Below are 24,955 nucleotides of genomic sequence, written 5' to 3'. Positions count from 1 at the left end.
TTGAACCAACCCAGAGATCCAAGCCATGACTTTTTCCGCCAACGAACTTGCCCGCTCCGCGGGTGCCCGCTTCCGCCAGGCCCTGATCGACGAGACCCCGCTGCAGATTCCGGGCACGATCAACGCCAACCATGCGCTGCTGGCCAAGCGCGCCGGGTATCGCGCGATCTACCTGTCGGGCGGCGGCGTGGCCGCGGGCTCGCTGGGCCTGCCGGACCTGGGCATCTCCAATCTCGATGATGTGCTGACCGACATCCGCCGCATCACCGATGTCTGCGACACGCCGCTGCTGGTGGATGTTGACACCGGCTTCGGCTCGTCGGCCTTCAACGTGGCGCGCACCACGCGGTCGCTGATCAAGTTTGGCGCCGCGGCCATGCATATCGAAGACCAGGTCGGCGCCAAGCGCTGCGGCCATCGCCCGAACAAGGAGATCGTCGGCAAGGACGAAATGGTGGACCGCATCAAGGCCGCCGTGGATGCCCGTACCGATGAGCACTTCGTCATCATGGCCCGCACCGACGCGCTGGCCGTCGAAGGCCTGGACGCCGCCATCGAGCGCGCCGTGGCCTGCGCCGAAGCCGGCGCCGATGCCATCTTCCCGGAAGCCATGACCGACCTGGCGATGTACGCCAGGTTCGTGGACGCCGTGAAGGTGCCCGTGCTGGCCAACCTGACCGAATTCGGCGCCACCCCGTATTTCACGCTCGACGATCTGCGCGGCGTGGGCGTGGCCATGGCGCTGTACCCGCTGTCGGCGTTCCGCGCCGCCAACAAGGCCGCCGAAAACGTCTTTGCGGCCATCCGCCGCGACGGCACGCAGAAGAACGTCGTGGACACCATGCAAACGCGCGCCGAACTCTACGAGCGGATCGACTACCATGCCTACGAGCAGAAGCTCGACGCACTGTTCGCGCAAGGCAAGGCCCGGTAACGCCCCCGCACACGTACGCGTTATTCTTTGCGATGCGGTCTGTTGCGCTGCAATAGGACACCCCACCATGACCGCACGCACCCCAAACACTCGAAATCGAATCAAGGAGACCCAGATGTCCGAAGCCCAACCGCTGGCCACGCCGAAGCCCAAGAAATCCGTTGCCCTGTCGGGCGTTGCCGCCGGCAACACCGCCCTGTGCACCGTTGGCCGTAGCGGGAACGATCTCCACTACCGCGGCTACGACATCCTCGACATCGCCGATACGTGCGAATTCGAGGAAATCGCCCATCTGCTGGTGCACGGCAAGCTGCCGAACAAGGCCGAATTGGCCGCCTACAAGACCAAGCTGAAGGCCCTGCGCGGCCTGCCCGCCAACGTGAAGGCCGCCCTGGAATGGGTGCCGGCCAGCGCCCACCCGATGGACGTGATGCGCACCGGCGTGTCGGTGCTGGGCACCGTGCTGCCGGAAAAGGACGACCACAACACGCCGGGCGCGCGCGACATCGCCGACCGCCTGATGGCCAGCCTGGGATCGATGCTGCTGTATTGGTACCACTACAGCCACAACGGCCGCCGCATCGAGGTGGAAACCGACGACGAATCGATTGCCGCGCACTTCCTGCACCTGCTGCACGGCGAGCCCCCCAGCAAGCTGTGGGAGCGCGCGATGCAGACGTCGCTGATCCTGTACGCGGAGCACGAGTTCAACGCCTCGACGTTTGCCTGCCGCGTGGTGGCCGGCACCGGCTCCGACATGTATTCGGCCATCTGCGGCGGCATCGGCGCGCTGCGCGGCCCGAAGCACGGCGGTGCGAACGAAGTGGCGTTCGAGATCCAGAAACGCTACGACACCCCGGACGAGGCCGAGGCCGACATCCGCCGCCGCGTGGAAAACAAGGAAGTGGTGATCGGTTTCGGCCACCCGGTGTACACGATCGCCGACCCGCGCAACGTCGTGATCAAGGAAGTGGCACGCAAGCTGTCGAAGGACGCCGGTTCGATGAAGATGTTCAACATCGCCGAGCGCCTGGAAACGGTCATGGCCGACGCCAAGAAGATGTTCCCGAACCTGGACTGGTTCAGCGCCGTGAGCTACCACATGATGGGCGTGCCCACCGCGATGTTCACCCCGCTGTTCGTGATCGCCCGGACGTCGGGCTGGGCCGCGCACGTGATCGAGCAACGGATCGACAACAAGATCATCCGTCCGACGGCCAACTACACCGGCCCGGAAGACCTGAAGTTCGTGCCGATCGAGAAGCGCGCCTGATCCATTGCAACAACAACAGTGCCGCCACCCGGCCCGGCCACCCGCCGGGCGGTGGCAGGCACGCACAGTCCTCACGTCGCCATGAACACTGCCTACCGCAAACCGCTGCCCGGGACCCGTCTCGATTATTTCGACGCCCGCGCTGCCGTCAATGACATCTCCCCGGGCGCCTGGGACAAACTGCCGTACACGTCGCGCGTGCTGGCCGAAAACCTGGTGCGCCGCTGCGACCCCGCCACGCTGACCGATTCGCTCAGGCAGCTTGTCGAGCGCAAGCGTGACCTCGATTTCCCGTGGTTCCCGGCCCGCGTGGTCTGCCACGACATCCTGGGCCAGACTGCGCTGGTGGACCTGGCCGGCCTGCGCGATGCCATCGCCGACCAGGGCGGCGACCCGGCCAAGGTCAACCCCGTGGTGCCGGTGCAGCTGATCGTCGATCACTCGCTGGCCGTGGAATGTGGCGGCTTTGATCCCGACGCGTTCGCGAAGAACCGCGCCATCGAGGATCGCCGCAACGAAGACCGCTTCGATTTCATCAACTGGACCAAGAAGGCGTTCCGCAACGTCGACGTGATCCCGCCGGGCAACGGCATCATGCACCAGATCAATCTGGAAAAGATGTCGCCCGTGATCCATGCCGACCACGGCGTGGCCTACCCCGACACCTGCGTGGGCACCGACAGCCACACGCCGCACGTTGACGCGCTGGGCGTGATCGCTATCGGCGTGGGCGGCCTGGAGGCCGAGAACGTGATGCTGGGCCGCGCGTCGTGGATGCGCCTGCCCGACATCGTCGGCGTGGAACTGAGCGGCCGCCGCCAGCCCGGCATCACCGCCACCGACATCGTGCTGGCGCTGACCGAATTCCTGCGCAAGGAAAAGGTCGTCGGCGCCTATCTGGAATTCCGTGGCGAAGGTGCGTCGAGTCTGACGCTGGGCGACCGCGCCACGATCTCGAACATGGCGCCCGAATACGGCGCCACCGCCGCGATGTTCTTCATCGACGGGCAGACCACCGAATACCTGCGCCTGACCGGCCGCGACGAAGCGCAGGTCCAGCTCGTGGAGACCTACGCCAAAACCGCCGGGCTGTGGGCCGATGCGCTGAAGACGGCCGAATACGAGCGCGTTCTGCATTTCGACCTGTCCACCGTGGTCCGCAACATGGCCGGCCCGTCGAACCCGCACAAGCGCCTGCCGACGTCCGACCTGGCCGCGCGCGGCATTGCCGGCAAGTGGGAGGAAACGCCGGGCCAGATGCCCGACGGCGCGGTCATCATCGCCGCCATCACGAGCTGCACCAACACCAGCAACCCGCGCAACGTGATTGCCGCCGCGCTGCTGGCCCGCAACGCCAACGCGCGCGGCCTGACGCGCAAGCCGTGGGTCAAGTCGTCGCTGGCGCCGGGCTCGAAGGCGGTGGAACTGTACCTGCAGGAAGCCAACCTGCTGCCGGACCTGGAAAAGCTCGGCTTCGGCATCGTGGCGTTTGCCTGCACGACCTGCAACGGCATGTCGGGCGCGCTCGACCCGAAGATCCAGCAGGAGATCATCGACCGCGACCTGTACGCCACGGCCGTGCTGTCCGGCAACCGCAACTTCGACGGCCGTATCCACCCGTACGCCAGGCAGGCGTTCCTGGCGTCGCCGCCGCTGGTGGTGGCCTACGCCATCGCCGGCACGATCCGCTTCGATATCGAGCAGGATGCCCTGGGCACCGACGCGAGCGGCAAGCCGGTCTACCTGAAGGACATCTGGCCGAGCGACGAGGAAATCGACGCAATCGTGAAGCAGAGCGTGAAGCCCGAGCAGTTCCGCAAGGTCTACGAGCCGATGTTCGCGCTGCACGCCGAGAACGACACGTCGATCGATCCGCTGTACGACTGGCGCCCGCAAAGCACGTACATCCGCCGCCCGCCTTACTGGGAAGGCGCGCTGGCCGGCGAGCGCACGCTGCGCGGCATGCGCGCGCTGGCGGTGCTGGGCGACAACATCACCACCGACCACCTGTCGCCGTCCAACGCCATCCTGCGCAACAGCGCGGCCGGCGAGTACCTGGCAAAGATGGGCCTGCCGGAAGAAGACTTCAACTCGTACGCCACGCACCGCGGCGACCACCTGACCGCCCAGCGCGCCACGTTCGCCAACCCGACGCTGATCAACGAGATGGCCGTGGTCGATGGCGCGGTCAAGAAGGGATCGCTGGCCCGCATCGAGCCCGAAGGCAAGGTCGTGCGCATGTGGGAAGCCATCGAGACCTATATGGATCGCAAGCAGCCGCTGATCGTGGTGGCCGGGGCCGACTACGGCCAGGGCTCGTCGCGCGACTGGGCTGCCAAGGGCGTGCGGCTGGCCGGCGTGGAAGCCATCGTGGCCGAAGGCTTCGAGCGCATCCACCGCACCAACCTGATCGGCATGGGCGTGCTGCCGGTGGAATTCCTGCCCGGCACCAACCGTCTGACGCTGGGGATCGACGGCACCGAGACGTTCGACGTGGTAGGCGCACGCCGCCCGCGCGCCGAGCTGACGCTGGTGATCCATCGCAGGAACGGCGAAAAGGTGGAAGTGCCGGTGCTGTGCCGGCTGGACAGCGACGAGGAAGTGTCGATCTATGAAGCCGGCGGCGTGCTGCAGCGATTTGCCCAGGATTTCCTGGAATCGTCGCGCGCCGCAGCCTGATCGGTATTAGGAAAACTACGATGTCTCACGTACCTCAAATCAGGATTCCCGCCACGTACCTGCGTGGCGGCACCAGCAAGGGTGTGTTTTTCCGGCTGCAGGACCTGCCCGAATCGGCGCAGAAGCCCGGCGAAGCACGCGACCGCCTGCTGATGCGCGTGATCGGCAGCCCCGATCCGTACGGCAAGCAGATCGATGGCATGGGCGCCGCCACGTCCAGCACCAGCAAGACGGTGATCATCGCAAAGAGTTCGCGTCCGGACCACGACGTGGACTACCTGTTCGGCCAGGTGTCGATCGACCAGCCGTTCGTGGACTGGAGCGGCAACTGCGGCAACCTGTCGGCGGCCGTGGGCCCGTTCGCGGTCAGCAACGGATTTATCGAGGCCTCGCGGATTCCTGAAAATGGAACCGTGACCGTGAGGATCTGGCAGGCCAATATCGGCAAGACGATCATCGCGCATGTGCCGATCACCAACGGCGCGGTGCAGGAAACCGGCGATTTCGAGCTCGATGGCGTGACCTTCCCGGCAGCCGAAGTCCAGCTCGAGTTCATGGACCCGGCCGCCGAGGAAGGCGACGACGGCGGCGGTGCGATGTTTCCGACCGGCAACCTGATCGACGACCTGGACGTGCCCGGCGTGGGCACGCTCCGGGCCACGATGATCAACGCCGGCATCCCGACGATCTTCGTCGAGGCGGAAGCCATCGGCTACACCGGCACCGAGTTGCAGGACGCCATCAACGGCGACCCGAAGGCGCTGGCGATGTTCGAGACGATCCGGGCCTACGGCGCCAGGCGCATGGGCCTGATCCAGGATATCGACGAAGCGAAGAAGCGCCAGCACACGCCCAAGGTGGCGTTCGTGGCCCGGCCTGCCACCTATACCGCGTCGAGCGGCAAGACGGTGGAAGCCGGCAGCGTGGACCTGCTGGTGCGTGCGCTGTCGATGGGCAAGCTGCACCACGCGATGATGGGCACCGCGGCCGTGGCGATCGGCACGGCGGCTGCCGTGCCGGGCACGCTGGTGAACCTGGCGGCCGGCGGCGGCGAGCGCGAGGCCGTGCGCTTCGGCCATCCGTCGGGCACGCTGCGCGTGGGCGCGCAGGCCGCGCTGGTGGACGGCCAGTGGACCGTGCAGAAGGCCATCATGAGCCGCAGCGCACGCGTGCTGATGGAAGGCTGGGTGCGCGTGCCGGGAGACGCGTTCTAGCCGATCCCTTGTTCCATGCGATAGATCTGACGTGGCTCTCGGACTTTTCTGAAATTGTCGTCACCGGGCGGCATTCTTCCTGACAGGAGAATGCCGCTTTGTCTTATCCAGCATACGTTTTGCGCGGGTGCAAGGATTCTGTTGAAGTTGTCGACGCAACGCCGTGGCGTGGTTATAGTTCTGGCTCCGTTCGCGAACCATTGCGGCTTGCGGCGGTTCAACGAACCAATCAAAAGCGGCCCCTGCTGTTTCCACAAGAATCACGCACCAGGCCGGGAAAGAGGAGAATCATGCAACGACCTGCCAAGCTCACCACCCTTGCCACCCTGCTGCTGTCCGCCGCGCTGCTGACCGGCACCGCGCATGCGCAACTGGCCCCGTCGGCCAGCGCCTCCGCGCCCGCCGGCACCACGGCCGAAGCGCGCAAGGCCAACATCGTCATCATCGGCACCGGCGGCACCATCGCCGGCGCGGGTGCATCGGCCACCAACACCGCGGCGTACCAGTCCGCCGTGGTGCCCGTGGACAAGATCATTGCCTCGGTCCCCGAAATCTCGAAGGTCGCCAACGTCAAGGGCGAGCAGATTTTCCAGATCGGCTCCGAGAGCTTCAACAACGAACGCCTGCTGAAGCTGGGCAAGCGCGTGTCGGAACTGCTCAAGCAGCCTGACGTGGACGGCATCGTCATCACGCACGGCACCGACACGATCGAGGAAACCGCGTACTTCCTGAACCTGACGCTCAAGAGCGACAAGCCCGTGGTGGTGGTTGGCTCGATGCGTCCGGGCACGGCGCTGGGCGCCGACGGCGCGCTGAACCTCTACGATGCCGTGCTGGTGGCTTCGAGCCCGGCCTCCAAGGGCAAGGGCGCGCTGGTGGTGCTCAACGACGAAATCCACACCGGCCGGGACGTGACCAAGACCAACACGTTCAAGACCGAGACGTTCCGCTCGCCGTTCGGCCCGCTGGGCTACGTGGTGGAAGGCCGCACGCTGTACTACCGCACCCTGGCCCGCCCGCACACGCTGCAGACCGAGTTCGATATCGACAAGATCGACAAGCTGCCTGAAGTGGCCGTGGTCTACGCCTACGGCAACGTGAATCCGGCCAGCATCGACGCGGCCGTCAAGAACGGCGCCAAGGCCATCGTCTATGCCGCGACCGGCAACGGCAGCGTGGGCGACTACATGGTGGAGCCGCTCAAGGCCGCGCAGGCCAAGGGCGTGCAGGTGGTGCGGGCCTCGCGCACGGGCAGCGGCATCGTCGTGCGCAACGCCGAGCAGCCGGACGACAAGTACAACTGGATCGTCACCGACGACCAGCTGCCGCAGAAGGCGCGCATCCTGATGGCGCTGGCGCTGACCAAGACCAACGACCCGAAGGCCCTGCAGCAGATCTTCTGGAAGTACTGATCGCCGGCTCGGTTGACGAGCAAGGCCCCGGCCCCGCCGGGGCCGCCTGACTGCCTACAGCAGTGCCGTGCTCATCAGCGCCTTGGCGGCGAGCACGGCTTCTGCCTCGCTCTCGGCAAACACCGACACCTCGGTCACCACCTGGCGCTTGCCCCGGCGTACCACGTCCGCCACGGCACGCAGCGTCGCGGATTTTGCCGGTGCCAGATACTGGATCGACAGCGATCCGGTCGCCCCGCCCTTCACGACCTCCAGATCCACGGCAGTAAACGCCGCCGCCGCGCCGGCCACATCGATCAGCGTGGCGATGACGCCGCCGTGGACCATGTCGCCCACGGTGATGTTTTGCATGCTGAATGGCAGCAGCAGCTCCACATGATCTGGCGCTACTACATCGAAGCGAATCCCGAGCGCGCGCGCCACGGGCGATCCGCCCAGCACCGATTCGAGCATGGCGGCATTGCGGGGTTCGACTGACTTTGCGGACATGGACGGCCTCCCTGGCATCAACTGGACTGGAATCATGACCCGTCAAGGGTAGATGGCCGTCAAGCGGTCCACAATGACCTCAGGGGTAATTCCCAAGTGCCGAAGGCGCCGGGGCCGGGCGTTTATAATGTGCGGCCAGCCGCCATACGGCCTTTTCCGCAGCGCCCCGCTTCATGTCCGCCAATACCCCCGATCCGCTCCATTCGCCCGCCACTTCCGACCAGGACGAGGCCCAGACGCGCCTGAGCGACCGCCCGGACAGCCCCTGCATCGGCATCTGCTCGACATTGTTCGACGAGGTATGCCAGGGCTGCGGCCGCACCGCAGCCGAAGTCAGCAACTGGGTGTTCTATAGCGAAGAGGAAAAACAGGGGATCTGGGAGCGGATCACGCGCGAAGCCACGGCATGGCGATTCCGCCAGGAATAGGCCGGAAGAACGCGATTTGTACGTTTCCTGTCGCACTTTCACGATAGTGTTGATGGATTGATACGAGCCAAGGTCGGCCATTTTTGATCTCCCCAGAATGCGCGGGCGGAAAGTTCCGCGGCATCGGGAGATTGAGCATGGCAACACGTGCATTGCAGCGCCGACCATGGCGCACAGGATGGTCGCGCCACGTCGGATCGTTACTGCTCTGGCTATCTGTGGCTGCCAGCGGGCAAGCCCTGGCCGGCCAGGCGTGCGTCTATACAGAGGCGGATTACCAGGGCGACAAACGCTGCTTCAACATCGACACGCAGGTCGATGTGCCAGATGGCCTGGCCTTCAAGTCGGTCAAGCTCGATTGGGATACCGAGCTCGTCGTCTCATCCGGTCCGAAGTTCAGAGGTCAGCTTCGGCGCTTCACCGGGGACTATGCCCGGACGGTGGACGCTTCCGCCATGACCTTCAGCAGCTTCCTTGCGGTGCCCCGGGCGTGCGTCTACAAGCACGCCCGGTTCCAGGGTCGGGAGAATTGCTTTGCCCCGGGGGCGCTGGAGTGGACACTATCCGACAGTGTCGACAGTAATGCGTCGTCGTTGCTGATGGCGAAGGACCTCGCCTTCTACGCGTTCTCTGAACAATTAGGAAAAGGCGAGTCTTACGTCCGGTATTACGGCGCCAACTTCTTCAACGCGTTCAACGACAAGACGCGGTCGCTCCAGGTCGTCAGAACGCGGCTGAATTGCAGCATTGACTGTCCCGTTGGATTTTCGGAGGGATACAACCTTGCCGATATCGTCGGCAACACCCCGGACGGCAAGCATTACCCGTTGAGTCAGGTGGTAATGACCGTCGAGACCAGCTCGCGGCAGTACTTTCACGTCTACGTTGGCAACGCCCTGCGCATCAAGTTCAGCGGGCATACTGCCGACATCGAGGATGCGTATACGTTTCGCAACGTCGCCAAGTTCGACCTCGATGCCGAGGCGGCATTCGTTTCCATCGCCCTGGCCTACGAAGACCCAACGCACATCGATGTCCAGCTCGTGTCGTCCGACCGGATGCGAAAAGTGCTGCGGACATCGCCAATTGCTACCGTGCAGCGCCCGGCCGCCCCGCTCGGCACGACACTCGCGATCGAGAACGAAACCGGCGAGGCAGTGCGAATTGCCGCACTGTCATTCGCACAGGTCAAGCCGGAAGCGCGGCTGCAGCCGCCGACCGCGTGCTGGCGCAACGAGATGCTCGCCGTCGCCACGTTCTTCCTCGGTCAGTGCAGCGCCCCGTCCCCGGGCAAGGCCACGCAGGACCCGAATGCGGTCCGTTACTCGGCAGGGGCTCCGGCCCACACGGGTTTCAACGCAGTGACACCTGCGAGGCCCAGAACCGCAGTGCCCGAAACCAGGCTGGTGTCCTATACGGCCATGGGGCGCAATCCCATGGCAGTCTATGCAGCCTCGCGCGTCTGCCGCACGGAGGTCGAGCATATCGTGACACCCCGCATGCGACGCGGCGTGGACGATCCAGCCGATTGCGTCAGCCGGACGATGACGATCATCGCGCTGTTCCAGGCGCTGTTCGGGCCCCAGTGGGATTCGGAAAGATTCGAACAGGTCGTCTCCAGCATTCTGGCCCACGGCACCACCGGCTATGCATCCTCGAACCCAGAGCTTGAGAATGAACTGATCGCGGCGGTACGGGAGCGGGACGGCTCGACAACGCGCGACAATCGCCGCGAGACCGCGATGGCTGCGTATCGCGCTGCCGACCAGGTCTTCCAGGTGTCGCGCAATGGCACCATGGACATGGAGGTGGCGGCAGCCCGCATGCACGCAGCGGGCAACGGCCAACTCGTGCAGTCCAATACGGCGCCGGCTACGCTGGCCGAGGCGCAGACCGCGCCGCTGGGTCGGTATCAGATCGATTTGCGAAACTTCCAGCCGCAGACCGTCTTGCCAAGAGTCCTCAGGAACGGGCGCTGGGAACAGGACGCGCGGAACCCGTTCACCTTCGAGATTCACAACTGGGACAACATTCCGGTCATGCTGCGCCTGTCGAGCGTGCTGCAACGCTGGCGCGATGACTACCGCCGTTTCGCCAGCGACAACGCCATGTCCCCCGGCCAGGCTTCCCTTGCGCATACCGGGCGCAGGATGGCGGACAGCATGGTCACCTCCATCGCGGAAGGCGAACCTGCCATCTATGTACTGGTGCTATATCAGGGCTTCCCCGTCTCGGTCCTGCTAGGCAGCATCGACGAGGACGATCCCACCCAGGCGGATGTCGGCACCGTGGTCAGCGTGCCGCAGAATGTTCTCTATCGCCAGAACGGCGTACGCGGCGCGGCAAGCTTTGGATTGCAGGTGTACCTGAACTATTTGAGCGGCCGGGGGGTGACCGATGTATTCACGTCGGCCATCACGACACCGTCGGCGCTGGTCAAGCAACGCGCGGGGTTCAGGCTGATCGAGCCCATGGACGACGAAAGCGCCGGCTCGGACGATGACAGAAGGCGCCGCCGCTAGGCCGCGGCCCTGACACAGGAAGGCTGGCGGCAGGCAATGCCAGCCGGCCTTACCCACCCGCCAGCCGTTTCTCCATATCCTCGACTGCGTGGTTCGCCACGCGCTGGCGGGCCAGCTTGCGCCAGCTTTCTGCCAGGACCGGCAGCTCCGCCATCTCGGCCAGCGCGGCGATATTGAGCCGGTCGACGTAGAGCACGTGCAGCAGCCGTTGCAGGCTCCAGTCCGGACAGGGCCGCGCCACCAGCACCAGGCGATCGCCGGCGGCCAGATCGCCCTCCTCGATCACACGGTAGTACCAGCCCGTACGGCCGCTACCCTGCACGGCGCGCGACATGCCTGCAAACCCGAAGCGATGATTGAGCTTCCAGCATGGCTGGCGGGCCTGCGAGACCTCCACCAGTGCCGTGCCCAGCCGGAAGCGGTCGCCGATGCAGACATCGGCCTCCGTCAAACCCGTTGTACTCAGATTTTCGCCAAATGCGCCGGCGCGTTCGAGTACGTCGATGTTGCTACCGTGCCCGGCCAGTTCGCCGCGCCAGCCAGCATAGTGGTCGTGCGGATAGTGGTGGATCGCCTTTTCGGGCCCGCCATGGTGTTTCGGATCGCCCTGTTCGTCGATGTCCAGCCCGATGGTGGTCACACGTACCGGCCCGTCGATTGCCGTCTTGTCGATGCCGCTGGGCACGCCCTTGGGCCCGAACGGCCGGACGCGGCCTGCCAGCAGCGCATCGATGCGGACATCGATCCGCTCGTCGATATCGTGGGGACGCCCTCTGCTCACAGCCCCGCTTCCTCCATCCACCGCGCAAACATCAGTTCGCCGGCACTGGCCACCGTGGCACCAATCTCGGCCGTACGGCGGCGGATCGTGCGCGGATCGATGCCGGCCCTGGCCAGTTCAACGGTATGGCCGATCAGCCACGTCTCGATATCGCCGGGCTTCACCTCGGGGTGGAACTGCAGCGCCAGCACATGCTTGCCGATGGCGTAGGCCTGGTTCGGCGTGGCCGCCGTCGATGCCAGCAGTTCGGCGCCTTCCGGCAGGTCGAAGGTGTCGCCGTGCCAGTGCAGGACTTCCCAGTCGGCGTTGGCCAGCACCGCCAGCGGCGAACGGCGCCCGGCGTCGGTCGGCTGGATCTGGCCCCAGCCGATTTCGCGCGTACCCGGATAGACGCGCGCGCCCGATGCGGCGGCAATCAGCTGCGCGCCCAGGCAGGCGCCGATGATCGGCAGTTCGTCTGCCAGGCGCTGGCGGATCACGCCGATCTCGGCCTCCAGCCACGGGTAGGCTTCGGTCTCGTAAACGCCGATGGGGCCCCCAAGCACAACCAGCAGATCGGCCGGGTCGGTCTGCACCAGCGTCAGGTCGTCCACGCCCGCCTGGTAGATACGGATGTCATGGCCGCGGTCGCGCGCCACCTCGGCAATCACGCCCGCATGCTCGAAGGCAACATGCTGGATGACATCGGTACGCAACTGGCGCCTGGATTCGCTCATCGACTGACACTCCTGCTGGAAAATGGCTTGGATTTCAATGCGGCCCCATACGATACCGCACCGCATCATCGCTTGTCTTTCACAGGTTGCAACACGAGTGTGTCGAAGCTGTCACCACCCGGGTTGCGCCGGTGCCCGCCAATCGTGATGAACTGCACCGCCGCCCATTTATCGGTCCAGTCGCGATAGTGCGGCGACAGCGCATTGCCCGATTGCCCGGTCGATGACATGAACCGGGAGTCGGACAGGTCGGCAAGGTCGTAGATCGCGCGCAGGCTGGCCGCATGGGTATTCTCGAACGGCGCCGCTTCATCGCGCAGGTTGTGCCGGCCCACGTCCACCGTATAGGTGTCGCCGCCGGTGCGGACGCGGATATTGAACAGGTTGGCCAGGTACGGCACCTTGCCGAACGGCTTGTGCTCCGAACGCGCCGCATGGGCCTTGCCCCAGCGCCATTTGGCCGGGTCGTCGCCATAACGCTGATCCAGGTCGGCAATGGCGCGTTGCCAGGCCAGGCCAATGGTGACCGCGCACGTCTCGCGCGCCGTGGTGCGCGAGTTGTCGCACCAGAATGCGCCGAGACCCTTGGGATCGCGCATGGCATTGAGCATCGGCAACTGTACGTTGCGCTGGTCCCAGAGGCTGTTGAACATCGGATCGCCGACCTTGTCCTCGAACAGCAGCCGCGACAGTTCACGCAGCCAGGCCGTCACCACCAGCGGCTCCGCGCGATCGGCGGCCATCGTGCCATCCCACTTGCGCAACGCATCGAACAGCCGGCGCTCGCGTTCCGGACGGGCGGCATCGCTGGCCACGGGTGCGGCCAGCAGCAGCGGCAAGGCGTCGCGCACGGCCAGCGACACCACGTCCTTCTGGATCGTGCCGAAGGTCTCCGGCGTATGGTGCGGCTCGGCGTCCAGCAGCGTCTGGATGCGCTGGGCGCGGTACGGCACGCTCCATTCGCTGGTGATGTAGAACGGGTAGTCGTTGTCGACGATCTTCTGGTTGGCCGTCACGATCGTCCCCGACGGCGGATTGAAGCGCCGTGGCAGCTGGTCGAACGGAATGAAGCCCTGCCAGTCGTAGCGCGCGTCCCAGCCCGGCGCGGGCGCCAGCCCCATCAGGTCGTTGTCGGGCCGGCGGATCGGCACCAGTCCCGGCGCGATATAGCCGATATTGCCGTCCACATCGGCGTACACGATGTTCTGCTGCGGCGAATGGAACTCACGCAGCGCGCCGACAAAGCTCTTCCAGTCGGTGGCCATGCCCATCTTCAGGCTGGCCTGGAAGGTCCGGTCGTCCGGCCGCAGCGCCGTCCACTGGAACGACACCACATACTGCGCGCCCAGCGGCCTGGCCGCCGCGCTGATCGGCTCGGCCACGTCCGACATCACCGGGCCATGTCGCGTTGTCCGGACATTGAGCGTCAGGTCGGGCTGCCCCTTGATGCGGATGACCTCCTGGCGCGTCTCGAACTCGGCCCAGCCATCGGGCGTCTGGTAGCGATTCGGGTTCGCCGGGTCGATCCGCTCGATATACAGGTCCTGCACATCGGGCGCGGTATTGGTGAATCCCCAGGCGATGCGTCGGTTATGGCCCAGCACCACAAGCGGCGCGCCAGGCAGCGTGGCGCCGGTAAGATCCATCCCCGGGGCCTGCAGGTGCGCGAAGTACCAGAGCCCGGGCGCCTGCAGCCCCAGGTGCGGATCGTTCGCCAGCAACGGCTTGCCGCTGCGGGTGTGCGCACCGGACACCACCCAGTTGTTCGATCCCATGCCATCGACATAGCCGGCCGGCGCGCGCTCGGACAGTTGCGCCATGGCCGTGGCCACGGGCGCCAGCTTGCGATAGAAGCTGGCGTAGTCCATCGTCCGCAGCGGCTTGTCACCGGGGTACGGCGCCAGGATCTCGGCAATACGCGACGTGGGCAGTTGCTGGGCCAGGCCCATGCGCAGCACCTCCTGCCGCCAGTTGCCGCCCAGGTCCCAGGCCATCATGGTCTGCCAGCCCAGCGTGTCGGCCGGCTCCCAGTGCTCAGGCTTCGTGCCCAAAATCAGGAACTCGGGTGGCAGCGCCGCCTTGCGGGTATCGATATAGGCATTGACGCCATCGGCATAGGCCTGCAGCACCGCGCGTGTCTCCGGCGGGGTCTGGGCCAGCACGGCTTCGGCGTTGCGGCGCACGCCCATGGTGCGCAGGAAGCGGTCGGTATCGAGCGCGCTCGGGCCCAGGATCTCGGCCAGCCGGCCGGCCACGATGCGCTTGTTCATCTGCATCTGCCAGAGCCGGTCCTGCGCATGGACATAGCCCAGCGCGTAGTAGGCGTCCAGCGCGTTGGCGGCCTGGATATGGGGCACGGCGTTGCGGTCGCGCACCACCACCACGCGGTCGCGCAGTGCGGGCAGGTGCATCGTCCCGGCGGTATCGGGCTGCGAGGCCTGGCGATACCAGATATAGCCGCCGATGGCGCCCGTCAGCCCGATCAGCAGCACGCCCGCCAGTATCCAGCCCACCCGTTTGAACCAGCGCATTCGACGTATCTCCCCGTGGAAAGACGCAAGCATCGCAGATTTCCGCGCAGACAAGAATGCCCGGACTGGCCGGGCATTGCAGTGGCGTCGCTGGAAGGCCCCGTCAGGCGGGCTTCTTCAGTTGCAGCGATTTGTATTCGAGGAATTCCTCCAGCCCGAACTTGCCGCCTTCGCGGCCATTGCCCGACTGCTTGAAGCCCCCGAACGGCGCGTTCATATTGAACGGGCCGCCGTTGATATCCACCTGGCCGGTACGGATGCGGCGTGCCACCTTGATCGCCCGCGCCTCGTCGCCGGACCAGACACCGCCGCCCAGCCCATAGACGCTGTCGTTGGCGATGCGGATCGCATCTTCCTCGGTGTCATAGCAGATCACCGACAGCACCGGCCCGAAAATCTCTTCCTGGGCGACGGTCGCCTTCGGATCGACATTGCCCAGCACGGTGGGCTTGACGAAAAAGCCGCGCTCGAAGCCGGCCGGGGCTTCGGGGCCGCCCGCCACCAGTTCGGCGCCCTCTTCCAGCCCGCGACGGATATAGCCGGTCACGCGTTCCTTCTGCACCGCGGAAATCAGCGGTCCCAGCCGCGTGGTATCGGCCAGCGGGTCGCCCACGGTAAAGCCTTCCACCACCTTGGCGGCGATGGCCTTGACCTCGTCATAGCGGCTGCGCGGCACCAGCATGCGCGTATGCGCCGAGCAGGTCTGGCCCGAATTCAGGAAGCACGCGCTGATGGTGCCCTTGACGGCCGCCGGCAGGTCCGCGTCGTCCAGGATCACCGATGCCGACTTGCCGCCCAGTTCCAGTGCCACGCGCTTGACCGTGTGCGCAGCCAGTTCGGACACCCGCTTGCCGGCCCGGGTGGAGCCGGTAAACGACACCATGTCCACCTCCGGATGGCTGGCCAGCACCTCGCCCACCACCGGCCCGTAGCCGGTCACCAGGTTGAACACGCCCGGCGGCAGCCCGGCCGCCTCGATCACCTCGGCCAGCACGAAGGCATTGAGCGGTGCCACTTCCGACGGCTTGAGCACCACGGTACAGCCCGCCGCCAGCGCCGGCGCCACCTTCAGGGTGATCTGGTTCAATGGGTAGTTCCACGGGGTAATGGCCGCGACCACGCCCACGGGCTCGCGCACCACCAGCGAATTGCCTACCTGCTCCTCGAAGGTAAAGCCTTCCAGCAGCGTGGCGGCCTGGCCCCAGTTGTAGACCGGGCCGCCCACCTGGATGGCGCGCGCCAGCTTGATCGGCATGCCCACTTCGCCCGCGATCAGCTGCGCCAGTTCCTCGGTGCGGTCTTTCAGGCCTTCGGCAATCTTGCGGATATAGCGCGCACGCTCGGCCGGCGGCGTGGCGGCCCAGCCATCGAATGCGGCCCGGGCGGCCGCGATGGCGTCCTCGGCGTCACGCGCGTGTCCCTCGGGGATCTTGCCCATCACCGCCTCGGTGGCGGAATGGATCACTTCAATGCTGCCAGTGCCGTGGGGTGCCACCCACTTGCCGTTGATAAACAGTTTGTCTCGTTGTTGCATGGCCACAGCCCTCATCAGGTGGATCGGCAATTGCAAAATTTTTGTTACTTTTATGGAGCACCACATTGTAGGCCGGTTTGCGGATTCGGATTTTTATCGACGCGGGCTGGTCCGGACAACAAGATGGCGATAATCGGCCGTGCAGGCAATCGATCCGAGGGCTCTCGCCGCGGGCGGCCGATCCAGAACAAAAGGAGCGAGACATGGTCGACCCGATCTATCAGAAGACGGAGGCTGGTCAGGAGGAAATCCGCACCCGCGCCCGCAAGCTGGACCAGAAACTGCGGGCGCTGCTGCTGATCGTGAACGGAGAACGCAGCAAATCGACGCTGATGGCGCAAGTTGCCGGCATGGGGGTGGCCGAGGAGGCATTCGACACCCTGCTGGCGCTGGGGCTGATCGCGCCGATGTCCGACCCCGCCGGCCAGGCATCGGCTTCGTCCGGGGCGTCGGGGGCGTCGGGGACGTCTGCCTCGCGGTCCGGCAGGCAGGCCAGCGCCCGCAAACCCGCCGACACCAATCTGTTCGCCGCCTATTCTGGCTTTAATTCGGCGGCCGGCAAGGGGATCGACGACCGCGTGGATGAGCGCGACGTGCTGGCCGACACCACGATCGCGCCCGCGATGGCGCCCGTCGCCGCCGGCACCCCGGCCGGCGCCAGTGGCTACCAGCGCCTTTACCACTTCTATACCGACGTGATCGGCAACCACCTGGGACTGCGCGGCTACGTGCTGCAGGTGAAGGTGGAAAAGGCATCCACCGTGGTGGAACTGGCGGCGCTGCGCGACACGCTGGGCGCGGCGCTGCAAAAGTCCAAGGGCGAGATCACCGCGCACGCGATCATCGACCAGCTCGACGATCTGCTGGCGGAAATGGGCGTGGCACCGGCGGCGCCAAGGCGATCTCGCTGACCCGGCAATATCGCTGGACCGATCGATCTGGCCCCGATCGATCCGGCCTCGCTCGGCGCGGCAGTGCCCCGGCTACGCGCCGCCCTCCTGGCTCGATGCCTGCGCCGGGCTGCCCACCGAGTACCAATCCACCTTGCGCGTGATCGCCATGATGCCGGCCAGTATCACGAACAGCAGCAGCGAGCCCAGTACCAGCGCGTTGTCCTCCGACACCAGCAGCCCATACAGCGCCCCGTACAGCGCGGTCAGCAGCCCCGCGAAGCCCGCGCCGCGTTGCCAGCTGCGCAGTACGAAGGTGAGATAAAAGCCCAGCAGGCCGATGCAGGCTGCGCTTGCCGCCAGATAGGCCATCAGGAACGGCGCGTGCTCCGACAGGCTGACCAGCAGCAGGAAGAACATCGCCAGGGCCAGCCCGGCCAGCAGGTACTGGATCGGGTGGATGCGGAGCGTCTTGACCAGTTCGAACAGATACAGGCCGGCAAAGGTCAGCAGCACGAACAGCAGCCCGTATTTCACGGCCCGCTCGGCCTTGACGTAGATGTTCACGGGCTCCATCAGCGTGACCGAGGCCGCCTCCAGCGACATCCGGCTGCCCGCCCCGGGATTGCCGGCCAGCTGGTCGCGCACATGGGTATTGAATGCCGTGACGGACCATTCGGCGGTGAAGCCGTCGTCTCTCACCGTACGCTGGCGTGGGAGGAAATCGCCGTCGAAGCTGGGATGCGGCCACGCGGAGCGCATCGTGAACTGGTTATGGTCGGCCACGGGCACCAGCGCCATCGACCGCGCGCCAAGCACGGCCAGCGTCAGGCTGAACGGCACGGTGCGGGCATCGAGCGGCTTACCCGCGGCGCCGTCCACGTCGATCCGCGCGTGCAGGCCCTGCGGCAGGCTTTCGAGCCGCGCGCCCTGCTGCAGCGGAACGGGCTTGCCGTCGAGTTGCAGGACAGGCTGCGACACCAGGCCGCGCATGTCGCCAACGCCAAGCACCACATAGGGCTGGCCCATCTCGAAGCGGACATGGCCGACGGATTTCGCCAGGTCTTCGTCCGACGTCAGGTCCGGCAACGCGATCGTGCCCTGCCATTGCGTGGCCGTCTCATGGACGATCGTCTTGTGAATGCCGCGATATCGCTCGCCCGGCGTCACGTCGGCACGCACCTGCAGCGTCTTGGGAAACACCAGCAGCCGCCGGCTTTCCTCACGATTCTGCTGCGGCGCGTTGCCGGCCACCGCCACGGCCACCACCTCCTTGTAGGGCACGACGATGATGGGGCCCGTCAGGGTCTGGGGGCCGGCATAGCTCTGCCAGATGCTTTGCTCGGCGGCGTCGCGGTACTGGCTGCGTTCGCGCACGATGCCAAGCACCATCTGCAGCGCGAACCACAACAGCAGGATGACGCCAGTAATGATCGCGATTCGGTAAAACAGGGCCTTGTTCATGGGAGCCTTGCGAGTGGAGATGCCGCAAGACTAGCCAGCGCATGTGGGCGCAAGATGGGGCCGGTGGGTAGCCGGCGTGAAGTGGGCCCCAAGCGTGTGAAGTCGCCCGGTATCGGGGGGATCTGGCGCGGCCGGCCGCGAGCACCGCGTGCCGGCCGGCAACTCAGACCGCCACCGGCAGCGCCAGTTCGGCGCGCGCCCCGCCGCCCTCGCGGTTGATCACGGCAACCGTTCCCCGGTGCAGCAGGGCCACCTCCCGCACCAGGCACAGGCCCAGACCGGTACCGCGCTCGCGGCCATCGGGACGCGGCAGAGAATAGAAGCGTTCGAACAGCCGTGGCATGGCATAGTCGGGAATGCCCGGCCCGCGATCGTCGATCCGGAGCACGACGATTTGCCCGGGCCCGGACCCGGGCGCCAGCGATATATCGATGGCGGAACCCGCAGGCGCGAAATCGAGCGCGTTTTCCAGCAGATTGACGATGGCCTGGCGCAGCAGGAACACATCGCCCGTGATCGCCGGCACGGCGTCGGGCGGCTGCCATCGCAACTGCACGGCCCGTTGCCGTGCCCTGGGCTCCAGCGACTGCACGATCTGCCCGATTTCCAGCCCCAGCATCACCGGCTCGGGCTTTTCCAGGTGCTGGCGCTGCTCCACTTCGGCCAGCGTCAGCAGCTTGCGGATCAACAGGTCCAGCCGCTGCGCCTGGCCTAGGATATTGCTGACAAAACGCTGACGGTCGGCGGCCGGCATGTCCTCCTGCAACAGCTCGGCCGCGCCGCCGATGGCCGCCAGCGGGCTCTTCATTTCGTGGGTCAGCGTGTGGATGTAGTGCTCCACATACTGCTTGTCTTCCAGCCGCAGGCGCATGGTCTCCACGGCGCGGCCCAGTTCGGCAAGCTCACTGGCACCGCGCAGCGGCATCTCGGCACGCTCGCCGGCGGCCACCGCGCGGGCATAGCGCTGCAGCTTGCGCAGGCCGAACACCAGCCAGAGCGTACACAGCACGCCAATCGCGGCCGCGCCGCCAATCAGCAGCAGGCCATAGGTCAGGATCACACCCTGGCTGCGCGCGATAAACGGCGCCACGGCCTGGTTTGGCTTGGCCACGGTCAGCACGCCGATAATGCGCGTGCCATCGCGGATGGGCGCCGCCACATACATCACCGAACTGCTTTCATCGGCAGGGTCCGAGCGGGTACTGCGCGCGCCGTACTTGCCCTGCAGGGTCAGGTAGACGTCGTTCCAGCGCGAATAGTCGGCGCCCACCGCCTGGCCCGCCGTATCGAAGCGCACGATGCCGAGGTCGTCGGTGATGTAGATGCGGTAGCCCACCGCGTCCTTGTGCATGCCCCAGACGCTGGCATCCACCGGCTGCTGGCGCAGTTGCGCCAGACGTTGGGCGAACGCCCCATCGGCCATCTGGCCGGCTTTCAGGTCGTCGGCCGCCAGCACGGCCAGCACATGGGCGGTATCGACCAGCGTGTCCTCCATCGCCTGGCGCACCCCGGGCTTGACCTCCTGGACGAACACCCGCAGCGTCAGGAACGTCGCCAGGCCGACCACCAGGAAAAAGCCGAAGAATATCCGCAGACCGATGTGCATGGACGGGGAGCGGGATCTAGACGCCGGGCGCCTGGCGCACGTCCGGCGCTTCGAGCGAATAGCCCATGCCGCGATGGGTGCGGATCGGGTCGCCTGCCGGGTCCACGTCGCGCAATTTGGCGCGCAGCGTCTTGATATGGGTATCGACGGTGCGATCGACCGTGTCGAGCGCGTCGTGCCAGACCAGGTCCATCAACTGGGAACGCGCATAGATGCGCCCAGGATGCTGCACCAGCAGCGCAAGCAGCCGGTATTCGTATCGCGTGAGATCGAGCCACTGGCCTTGGTAGGCCACCCGCGCGCCTTCCGCGTCGTGCCGGAAGCCGCTGGACCGCCCGGCTCTGTCGGGCACCGGGATGGTCACCATCGGGGCTGCCGAGGCTGCCGGTTCGGCCTGAGGCCGGGCGCGACGTAGAATCACGCGCACCCTCGCCGCCAGCTCGCGGGGCGAGAACGGCTTGACCACATAGTCATCCGCGCCAATCTCCAGCCCCACGATGCGGTCGATTTCCTCATGGCGCGCGGTCAGGAAGATCACCGGCACATCGGAAAACGTACGCAGCGTGCGGCAGACCTCGAAGCCGTTGATGTCCGGCAGGCCGATGTCGAGCACGACCAGATCGGGCCGATCCGCGCGCAACCGGGCCAGCGCGTCGCCGCCCAGCGTGCAATGCTCCGCCAGCATGCCTTCCGTCCGCAGCGCGTACAGGATGGTATCGGCAATGGCGGATTCGTCTTCCACCACCAGGATTGACGGTTGTTTCATGGGTGGGCGCGGCAGGATGGACGGTGTGTATTATCCGCCATCGCGCTGCGCGGTGGTCGATTGCTCCGGCACGCCCAGCAACTGGCGGAGTCGGCCGAGAAAAGCGGGAATGTCGATCGGGCGGCGGCGATGCATGGCTGGCTCCGGAAAAGATGGAGCAGCCAGTGTCGTGGCGAACGGTGAAGGGACGGTGAGGCCGAAGTGAAGCGGTCGCCCGACGTGCTTCACCGACGTGCTTCACCACCACACTCGCGCCGCCGCCAAGCTCGACGCGTGCCTTCGGCGTGTGCCTGTTCGTCAGGCCATTTCACACGCCGCTTCGCCGGCCAGTGCGACTGCCGGCGCTTCGGCCACGGGGCTTTTCGCCATCGCGCTGTCGGCTTCGGAAGCGATGTCGCCCAGACCGATGGCGACCGTGATATTCGGTGTCCAGTTCTGGCGGTCGGTGCTGACCTCGGCAAACGTGGTCACGGTCGCGGTGTAGCCCTGCGCCCTGAGGTCGTCGGCCAGCCGCTGCGCGCGCGGTTCCAGCGCCGCCTGCGGATTCTCTTCATTGATGTCGAGCACCAGTGTGGTCTCGAATTCTTCCTTGCCCTTATGGATCGCCGTGTGCATGGCCTTGAGCTGCTTGTTCGCGAGCGCGACGAGCTTGCTGTACCGGGATTCTTCCTGACTGGCGCGCAGTGCCTTGGCGGCGTTGATGATTTCGGTGCGATCCACGAACATGATTGCCTTTCGAGGTGGAGGGATGGAAAACGCGGGCGCCGCACCGGCCTGACTGCGGGACGCAGCGTCTCCGGAAGGCGGCGACAACTGTATAAATATACAGTGTCTGTCAGCGAGCCGGCAAGACGTCGCGATGAAAAAAGCCGGCGCGCCTGATGGCGGGCCGGCTTTTCTGGCGAAATGACGATGCGGCGATGCCGCCGGAATTACGCCTCGATGCCTTGCGACTGCAGGTACTCGTCGTACGTACCCAGGTAGTCGGTGATCGTGCCGTCGGGGCGCACCTCGATCACGCGCGTGGCCAGGCCATTGATCAGTTCGCGGTCGTGCGACACGAAGATCAGCGTGCCCGCGAACTTGTCCAGTGCGATCTGCAGCGATTCGATCGACTCCATGTCCATGTGGTTGGTCGGCTCGTCCATGGCCAGCACGTTGTGGCGGCCCAGCATCAGCTTGCCCCAGATCATGCGGCCCTTTTCGCCACCAGACAGCACCTTGACGTTCTTCTTGATGTCGTCGGCCGAAAACAGCAGGCGGCCCAGCGTGCCGCGCAGCGACTGGTCGTCGTCGCCTGCCTGCGTCCACTGGCTCATCCAGTCCATCACGGTCACGTCGTTCGGGAATTCCTCGTACGTGTCCTGCGGCATGTAGCCCACGTTGGCGTTCTCGGCCCACTTGACCGTGCCACGATCCACTTCCACGCCGCGCTGCACGCCGGTTTGCACGACGTTGTTCAGCAGGCTGCGCAGCAGCGTGGTCTTGCCCGCGCCGTTTTCGCCGATGATGGCCACGCGCTCGCCGGCCTGGACGGCCATCGACAGGTTGTTGATGATCTTGCGGTCGTACGTCTTGGTGATGTCCTCGACTTCCACGGCCAGGTTGTGCAGCTTCTTCTCGAACTCGAAGCGCACGAACGGATTCTGGCGCGACGACGGCTTGATGTCCTCGACCTTGATCTTCTCGATCTGCTTCGCGCGCGACGTGGCCTGGCGGGCCTTCGACTTGTTGGCCGAGAAGCGGCGCACGAAATCCTGCAGTTCGGTGATGCGTTCCTTGGCGCGCGCATTGGCGGCCACCTGGCGCTCGCGCGCCTGCATCGACGCCTGCATGTAGTCGTCGTAGTTGCCCGGGTAGACCTTCAGCGTGCCGTAGTCCATGTCGGCCATGTGCGTGCACACCGAGTTCAGGAAGTGGCGATCGTGCGAAATGATGATCATGGTGGAGTTGCGCTCGTTGAGCACGTCTTCCAGCCAGCGGATCGTGTTGATGTCTAGGTTGTTGGTCGGTTCGTCCAGCAGCAGGACATCGGGGTTCGAGAACAGCGCCTGGGCCAGCAGCACGCGCAGCTTCCAGCCCGGGGCGATGTCGCTCATCGGGCCCTGGTGCTGGTCGGTCGGGATGCCCACGCCCAGCAGCAGTTCGCCGGCGCGCGCCTCGGCCGTATAGCCGTCGTACTCGGCGTACTTGGCTTCCAGTTCGGCGGCGCGCATGTAGTCTTCGTCGGTAGCCTCGGGGTTGGCGTAGATGGCGTCGCGCTCGCTGGCGGCGGCCCACATTTCCACGTGGCCCATCATCACCACGTCGAGCACGCGGTTGTCTTCATACGCGAACTGGTCCTGGCGCAGCTTGCCCAGGCGGATGCCCGGTTCCAGCATGACGGTGCCCGCCGACGGCTCAAGGTCGCCGCCGAGGATCTTCATGAAGGTGGACTTGCCGCAACCGTTCGCGCCAATCAGGCCGTAGCGGTTGCCCTCGCCGAACTTGACCGAGATGTTCTCGAACAACGGCTTGGGGCCGAACTGCATGGTGATGTTTGCGGTAGAAAGCACGTCTGAACCTTGTCTGGAATATGGGTGTGCCCTGTGGGCACCACCTGCTGGCAGCCGGATTGTGGCGGCACGCACCCGATTGGCGTGCCCGGCGCAGCGAAAATGAGGAAATAACCCGTGATTTTACCACTTGCGGGGGGCATTCGTCAGCCATGGCCACGGCTCCGGCATCGACCTGCCGTGGCCTGCCCGATGTTTGTTACAACGTCGGGTACCCGGCCAGGGCCAGGCTGAAGCCATCGCCACGGGCTTCCAGCCGCGCCTGGGCGCCCACCGGCAGCGTCAGCTTGCGCGGGCAGTGGCCGAACGGCAGGCCGGTCAGCACCGGGATATCGAGCTGTTCGCGCAGATAGTCGAATACGGCATCCATGTTGTAGCCGTTGTCGTAATCGGTGGTGCGGTAGTTCGAGAAATCCCCCAGCACGATGGCCTGCTGCCCCGCCAGTACGCCAGCCTGCAGCAGTTGCAGCAGCATGCGCTCCACCCGGTACGGCGGCTCGTTGATGTCCTCCAGGAACAGGATGCCGCCAGGCATCTTCGGCATGTAGGGCGTGCCCAGCAGGCTGCACAGCATCGCCAGGTTGCCGCCCCACAGCGTGCCCTCCGCCGTCGCTGCCGTCACCACCTGCGGCGCGGCCACCTCGATCTTGCAGGCCGGGTCGCGCAGGATGGCCTCGAAGTGCCGCCACATGAACGGATCGACGTGTTCCTCGCCAAAATCGGCCAGCAGCATCGGCCCGGCAAACGTGACGCCGCCGGTGGCAGCCAGGTAGGCCAGCTGGAAAGCCGTGAAATCGCTATGGCCGACGATCGGCGTGCCGCTGACGCGGGCCTGCTCGGCAATGCGCGCAAAATCGATCTTGTCCAGCAGCCGCGCCAGGCCGTAGCCGCCACGGACCGCCAGCGTCAGTTCACCGCGCCCGCCGGTGCCGATGGCGTGCAGGTCGGCAAGCCGTTCGGCGTCCGTGCCGCCAAAGCGCAGGTAGCGGCGCGCGAGGATATCGGGATTGTTGACGTGGTACCCGTGTTGCTTGAGCCAGGCGCAGCCGCGCGCGGCAATGGCCACGTCGTGCGGGTAGCCGGATGAGGCGATCAGTCGGACTTCGATGGGTTGGCGCATGCTTCGGATGTTGAGGGTACGACGCTCGGAAGCAGGAATTC

Annotated in this window: 19 protein-coding genes; 8 read left to right on the top strand and 11 right to left on the bottom strand. The window is 65.8% G+C overall.

Features of this window, described 5'->3' with window-relative positions; genetic code table 11:
- Positions 1–25 precede the first annotated feature (25 nt).
- From prpB to AC3G88_RS22430, 5 genes are all read left to right on the top strand, one after another.
- Positions 26–934, top strand: coding sequence for a methylisocitrate lyase (gene prpB, locus AC3G88_RS22450; protein ID WP_488773086.1), 909 nt, complete (start codon positions 26–28; stop codon positions 932–934).
- A 115-nt stretch (positions 935–1,049) separates the two neighbouring features.
- Positions 1,050–2,207 (top strand): bifunctional 2-methylcitrate synthase/citrate synthase, encoded by a 1,158-nt coding sequence (prpC, locus tag AC3G88_RS22445; RefSeq protein ID WP_153947750.1) that lies wholly within the window; start codon positions 1,050–1,052, stop codon positions 2,205–2,207.
- An 81-nt stretch (positions 2,208–2,288) separates the two neighbouring features.
- Positions 2,289–4,886 carry a Fe/S-dependent 2-methylisocitrate dehydratase AcnD gene (acnD, locus tag AC3G88_RS22440; protein WP_488773087.1) on the top strand — a complete coding sequence of 866 codons (2,598 nt, stop codon included), beginning with the start codon at positions 2,289–2,291 and terminating at the stop codon, positions 4,884–4,886.
- Between the two features lie 20 nt (positions 4,887–4,906).
- Positions 4,907–6,100: a 2-methylaconitate cis-trans isomerase PrpF gene (gene prpF, locus AC3G88_RS22435; protein WP_488773088.1), complete on the top strand. Its 1,194-nt coding sequence runs from the start codon at positions 4,907–4,909 to the stop codon at positions 6,098–6,100.
- Between the two features lie 290 nt (positions 6,101–6,390).
- The gene (locus tag AC3G88_RS22430; RefSeq protein WP_153947753.1) at positions 6,391–7,512 is read left to right on the top strand and encodes an asparaginase; all 1,122 of its coding nucleotides are present in this window, start codon (positions 6,391–6,393) and stop codon (positions 7,510–7,512) included.
- Between the two features lie 54 nt (positions 7,513–7,566).
- Here AC3G88_RS22430 and AC3G88_RS22425 read toward each other — a convergent pair whose 3' ends face one another.
- Complete coding sequence (locus AC3G88_RS22425; protein WP_228770891.1) at positions 7,567–8,001, bottom strand: PaaI family thioesterase; 435 nt, start codon at positions 7,999–8,001, stop codon at positions 7,567–7,569.
- Between the two features lie 173 nt (positions 8,002–8,174).
- Between AC3G88_RS22425 and AC3G88_RS22420 the strand changes: the two genes are divergently transcribed.
- The gene (locus AC3G88_RS22420) at positions 8,175–8,429 is read left to right on the top strand and encodes a DUF1289 domain-containing protein (protein WP_487523741.1); all 255 of its coding nucleotides are present in this window, start codon (positions 8,175–8,177) and stop codon (positions 8,427–8,429) included.
- Positions 8,430–8,566: 137 nt separating this feature from the next.
- Positions 8,567–10,951, top strand: a complete 2,385-nt coding sequence (locus AC3G88_RS22415; RefSeq protein ID WP_488773089.1) for a hypothetical protein — start codon at positions 8,567–8,569, stop codon at positions 10,949–10,951.
- A 49-nt stretch (positions 10,952–11,000) separates the two neighbouring features.
- Here AC3G88_RS22415 and AC3G88_RS22410 read toward each other — a convergent pair whose 3' ends face one another.
- From AC3G88_RS22410 to AC3G88_RS22395, 4 genes are all read right to left on the bottom strand, one after another.
- Positions 11,001–11,732, bottom strand: a complete 732-nt coding sequence (locus AC3G88_RS22410) for an MOSC domain-containing protein (RefSeq protein WP_488773090.1) — start codon at positions 11,730–11,732, stop codon at positions 11,001–11,003.
- Entirely contained in the window at positions 11,729–12,448 is a 720-nt protein-coding gene (locus tag AC3G88_RS22405) for a glutamine amidotransferase (protein WP_488773091.1), read from the bottom strand. Before AC3G88_RS22405 ends, AC3G88_RS22410 begins: the two co-directional genes overlap by 4 nt.
- Before the next feature lie 65 nt (positions 12,449–12,513).
- The gene (locus tag AC3G88_RS22400; protein ID WP_488773092.1) at positions 12,514–14,979 is read right to left on the bottom strand and encodes a penicillin acylase family protein; all 2,466 of its coding nucleotides are present in this window, start codon (positions 14,977–14,979) and stop codon (positions 12,514–12,516) included.
- A 103-nt stretch (positions 14,980–15,082) separates the two neighbouring features.
- Positions 15,083–16,513, bottom strand: a complete 1,431-nt coding sequence (locus AC3G88_RS22395; protein ID WP_488773093.1) for an aldehyde dehydrogenase family protein — start codon at positions 16,511–16,513, stop codon at positions 15,083–15,085.
- 203 nt (positions 16,514–16,716) lie between these two features.
- On the opposite strand from AC3G88_RS22395, the gene AC3G88_RS22390 reads away from it, so the two are divergent.
- The gene (locus tag AC3G88_RS22390; RefSeq protein ID WP_488773094.1) at positions 16,717–17,424 is read left to right on the top strand and encodes a hypothetical protein; all 708 of its coding nucleotides are present in this window, start codon (positions 16,717–16,719) and stop codon (positions 17,422–17,424) included.
- A gap of 72 nt (positions 17,425–17,496) precedes the next feature.
- On the opposite strand, the gene creD is transcribed toward AC3G88_RS22390, so the two are convergent.
- The 6 genes from creD to ldcA all read right to left on the bottom strand — a co-directional run bounded on the left by creD (position 17,497) and on the right by ldcA (position 24,914).
- Positions 17,497–18,867, bottom strand: coding sequence for a cell envelope integrity protein CreD (gene creD / locus AC3G88_RS22385; RefSeq protein WP_488773095.1), 1,371 nt, complete (start codon positions 18,865–18,867; stop codon positions 17,497–17,499).
- Positions 18,868–19,030: 163 nt separating this feature from the next.
- Positions 19,031–20,473, bottom strand: coding sequence for a two-component system sensor histidine kinase CreC (creC, locus tag AC3G88_RS22380; protein ID WP_488893986.1), 1,443 nt, complete (start codon positions 20,471–20,473; stop codon positions 19,031–19,033).
- A 16-nt stretch (positions 20,474–20,489) separates the two neighbouring features.
- The gene (gene creB / locus AC3G88_RS22375; RefSeq protein ID WP_488773096.1) at positions 20,490–21,239 is read right to left on the bottom strand and encodes a two-component system response regulator CreB; all 750 of its coding nucleotides are present in this window, start codon (positions 21,237–21,239) and stop codon (positions 20,490–20,492) included.
- 297 nt (positions 21,240–21,536) lie between these two features.
- Positions 21,537–21,965, bottom strand: a complete 429-nt coding sequence (locus tag AC3G88_RS22370) for a hypothetical protein (protein ID WP_488893985.1) — start codon at positions 21,963–21,965, stop codon at positions 21,537–21,539.
- Positions 21,966–22,171: 206 nt separating this feature from the next.
- Complete coding sequence (locus AC3G88_RS22365) at positions 22,172–23,794, bottom strand: ABC-F family ATPase (protein ID WP_249641082.1); 1,623 nt, start codon at positions 23,792–23,794, stop codon at positions 22,172–22,174.
- A gap of 199 nt (positions 23,795–23,993) precedes the next feature.
- The gene (ldcA, locus tag AC3G88_RS22360) at positions 23,994–24,914 is read right to left on the bottom strand and encodes a muramoyltetrapeptide carboxypeptidase (RefSeq protein WP_488773098.1); all 921 of its coding nucleotides are present in this window, start codon (positions 24,912–24,914) and stop codon (positions 23,994–23,996) included.
- Positions 24,915–24,955: the final 41 nt, after the last annotated feature.

It is taken from the genome of Cupriavidus sp. 86D6, from assembly GCF_057815095.1.
This window is presented reverse-complemented; position numbering and strand designations above follow the sequence as displayed.

Bases quoted from the DNA above. Each gene is read 5' to 3' on its own strand.
- prpB (WP_488773086.1), top strand. From the start codon at position 26: ATGACTTTTTCCGCCAACGAACTTGCCCGCTCCGCGGGTGCCCGCTTC.
- prpC (WP_153947750.1), top strand. From the start codon at position 1,050: ATGTCCGAAGCCCAACCGCTGGCCACGCCGAAGCCCAAGAAATCCGTT.
- acnD (WP_488773087.1), top strand. From the start codon at position 2,289: ATGAACACTGCCTACCGCAAACCGCTGCCCGGGACCCGTCTCGATTAT.
- prpF (WP_488773088.1), top strand. From the start codon at position 4,907: ATGTCTCACGTACCTCAAATCAGGATTCCCGCCACGTACCTGCGTGGC.
- AC3G88_RS22430 (WP_153947753.1), top strand. From the start codon at position 6,391: ATGCAACGACCTGCCAAGCTCACCACCCTTGCCACCCTGCTGCTGTCC.
- AC3G88_RS22425 (WP_228770891.1), bottom strand. From the start codon at position 8,001: ATGTCCGCAAAGTCAGTCGAACCCCGCAATGCCGCCATGCTCGAATCG.
- AC3G88_RS22420 (WP_487523741.1), top strand. From the start codon at position 8,175: ATGTCCGCCAATACCCCCGATCCGCTCCATTCGCCCGCCACTTCCGAC.
- AC3G88_RS22415 (WP_488773089.1), top strand. From the start codon at position 8,567: ATGGCAACACGTGCATTGCAGCGCCGACCATGGCGCACAGGATGGTCG.
- AC3G88_RS22405 (WP_488773091.1), bottom strand. From the start codon at position 12,448: ATGAGCGAATCCAGGCGCCAGTTGCGTACCGATGTCATCCAGCATGTT.
- AC3G88_RS22400 (WP_488773092.1), bottom strand. From the start codon at position 14,979: ATGCGCTGGTTCAAACGGGTGGGCTGGATACTGGCGGGCGTGCTGCTG.
- AC3G88_RS22395 (WP_488773093.1), bottom strand. From the start codon at position 16,513: ATGCAACAACGAGACAAACTGTTTATCAACGGCAAGTGGGTGGCACCC.
- AC3G88_RS22390 (WP_488773094.1), top strand. From the start codon at position 16,717: ATGGTCGACCCGATCTATCAGAAGACGGAGGCTGGTCAGGAGGAAATC.
- creD (WP_488773095.1), bottom strand. From the start codon at position 18,867: ATGAACAAGGCCCTGTTTTACCGAATCGCGATCATTACTGGCGTCATC.
- creC (WP_488893986.1), bottom strand. From the start codon at position 20,473: ATGCACATCGGTCTGCGGATATTCTTCGGCTTTTTCCTGGTGGTCGGC.
- creB (WP_488773096.1), bottom strand. From the start codon at position 21,239: ATGAAACAACCGTCAATCCTGGTGGTGGAAGACGAATCCGCCATTGCC.
- AC3G88_RS22370 (WP_488893985.1), bottom strand. From the start codon at position 21,965: ATGTTCGTGGATCGCACCGAAATCATCAACGCCGCCAAGGCACTGCGC.
- ldcA (WP_488773098.1), bottom strand. From the start codon at position 24,914: ATGCGCCAACCCATCGAAGTCCGACTGATCGCCTCATCCGGCTACCCG.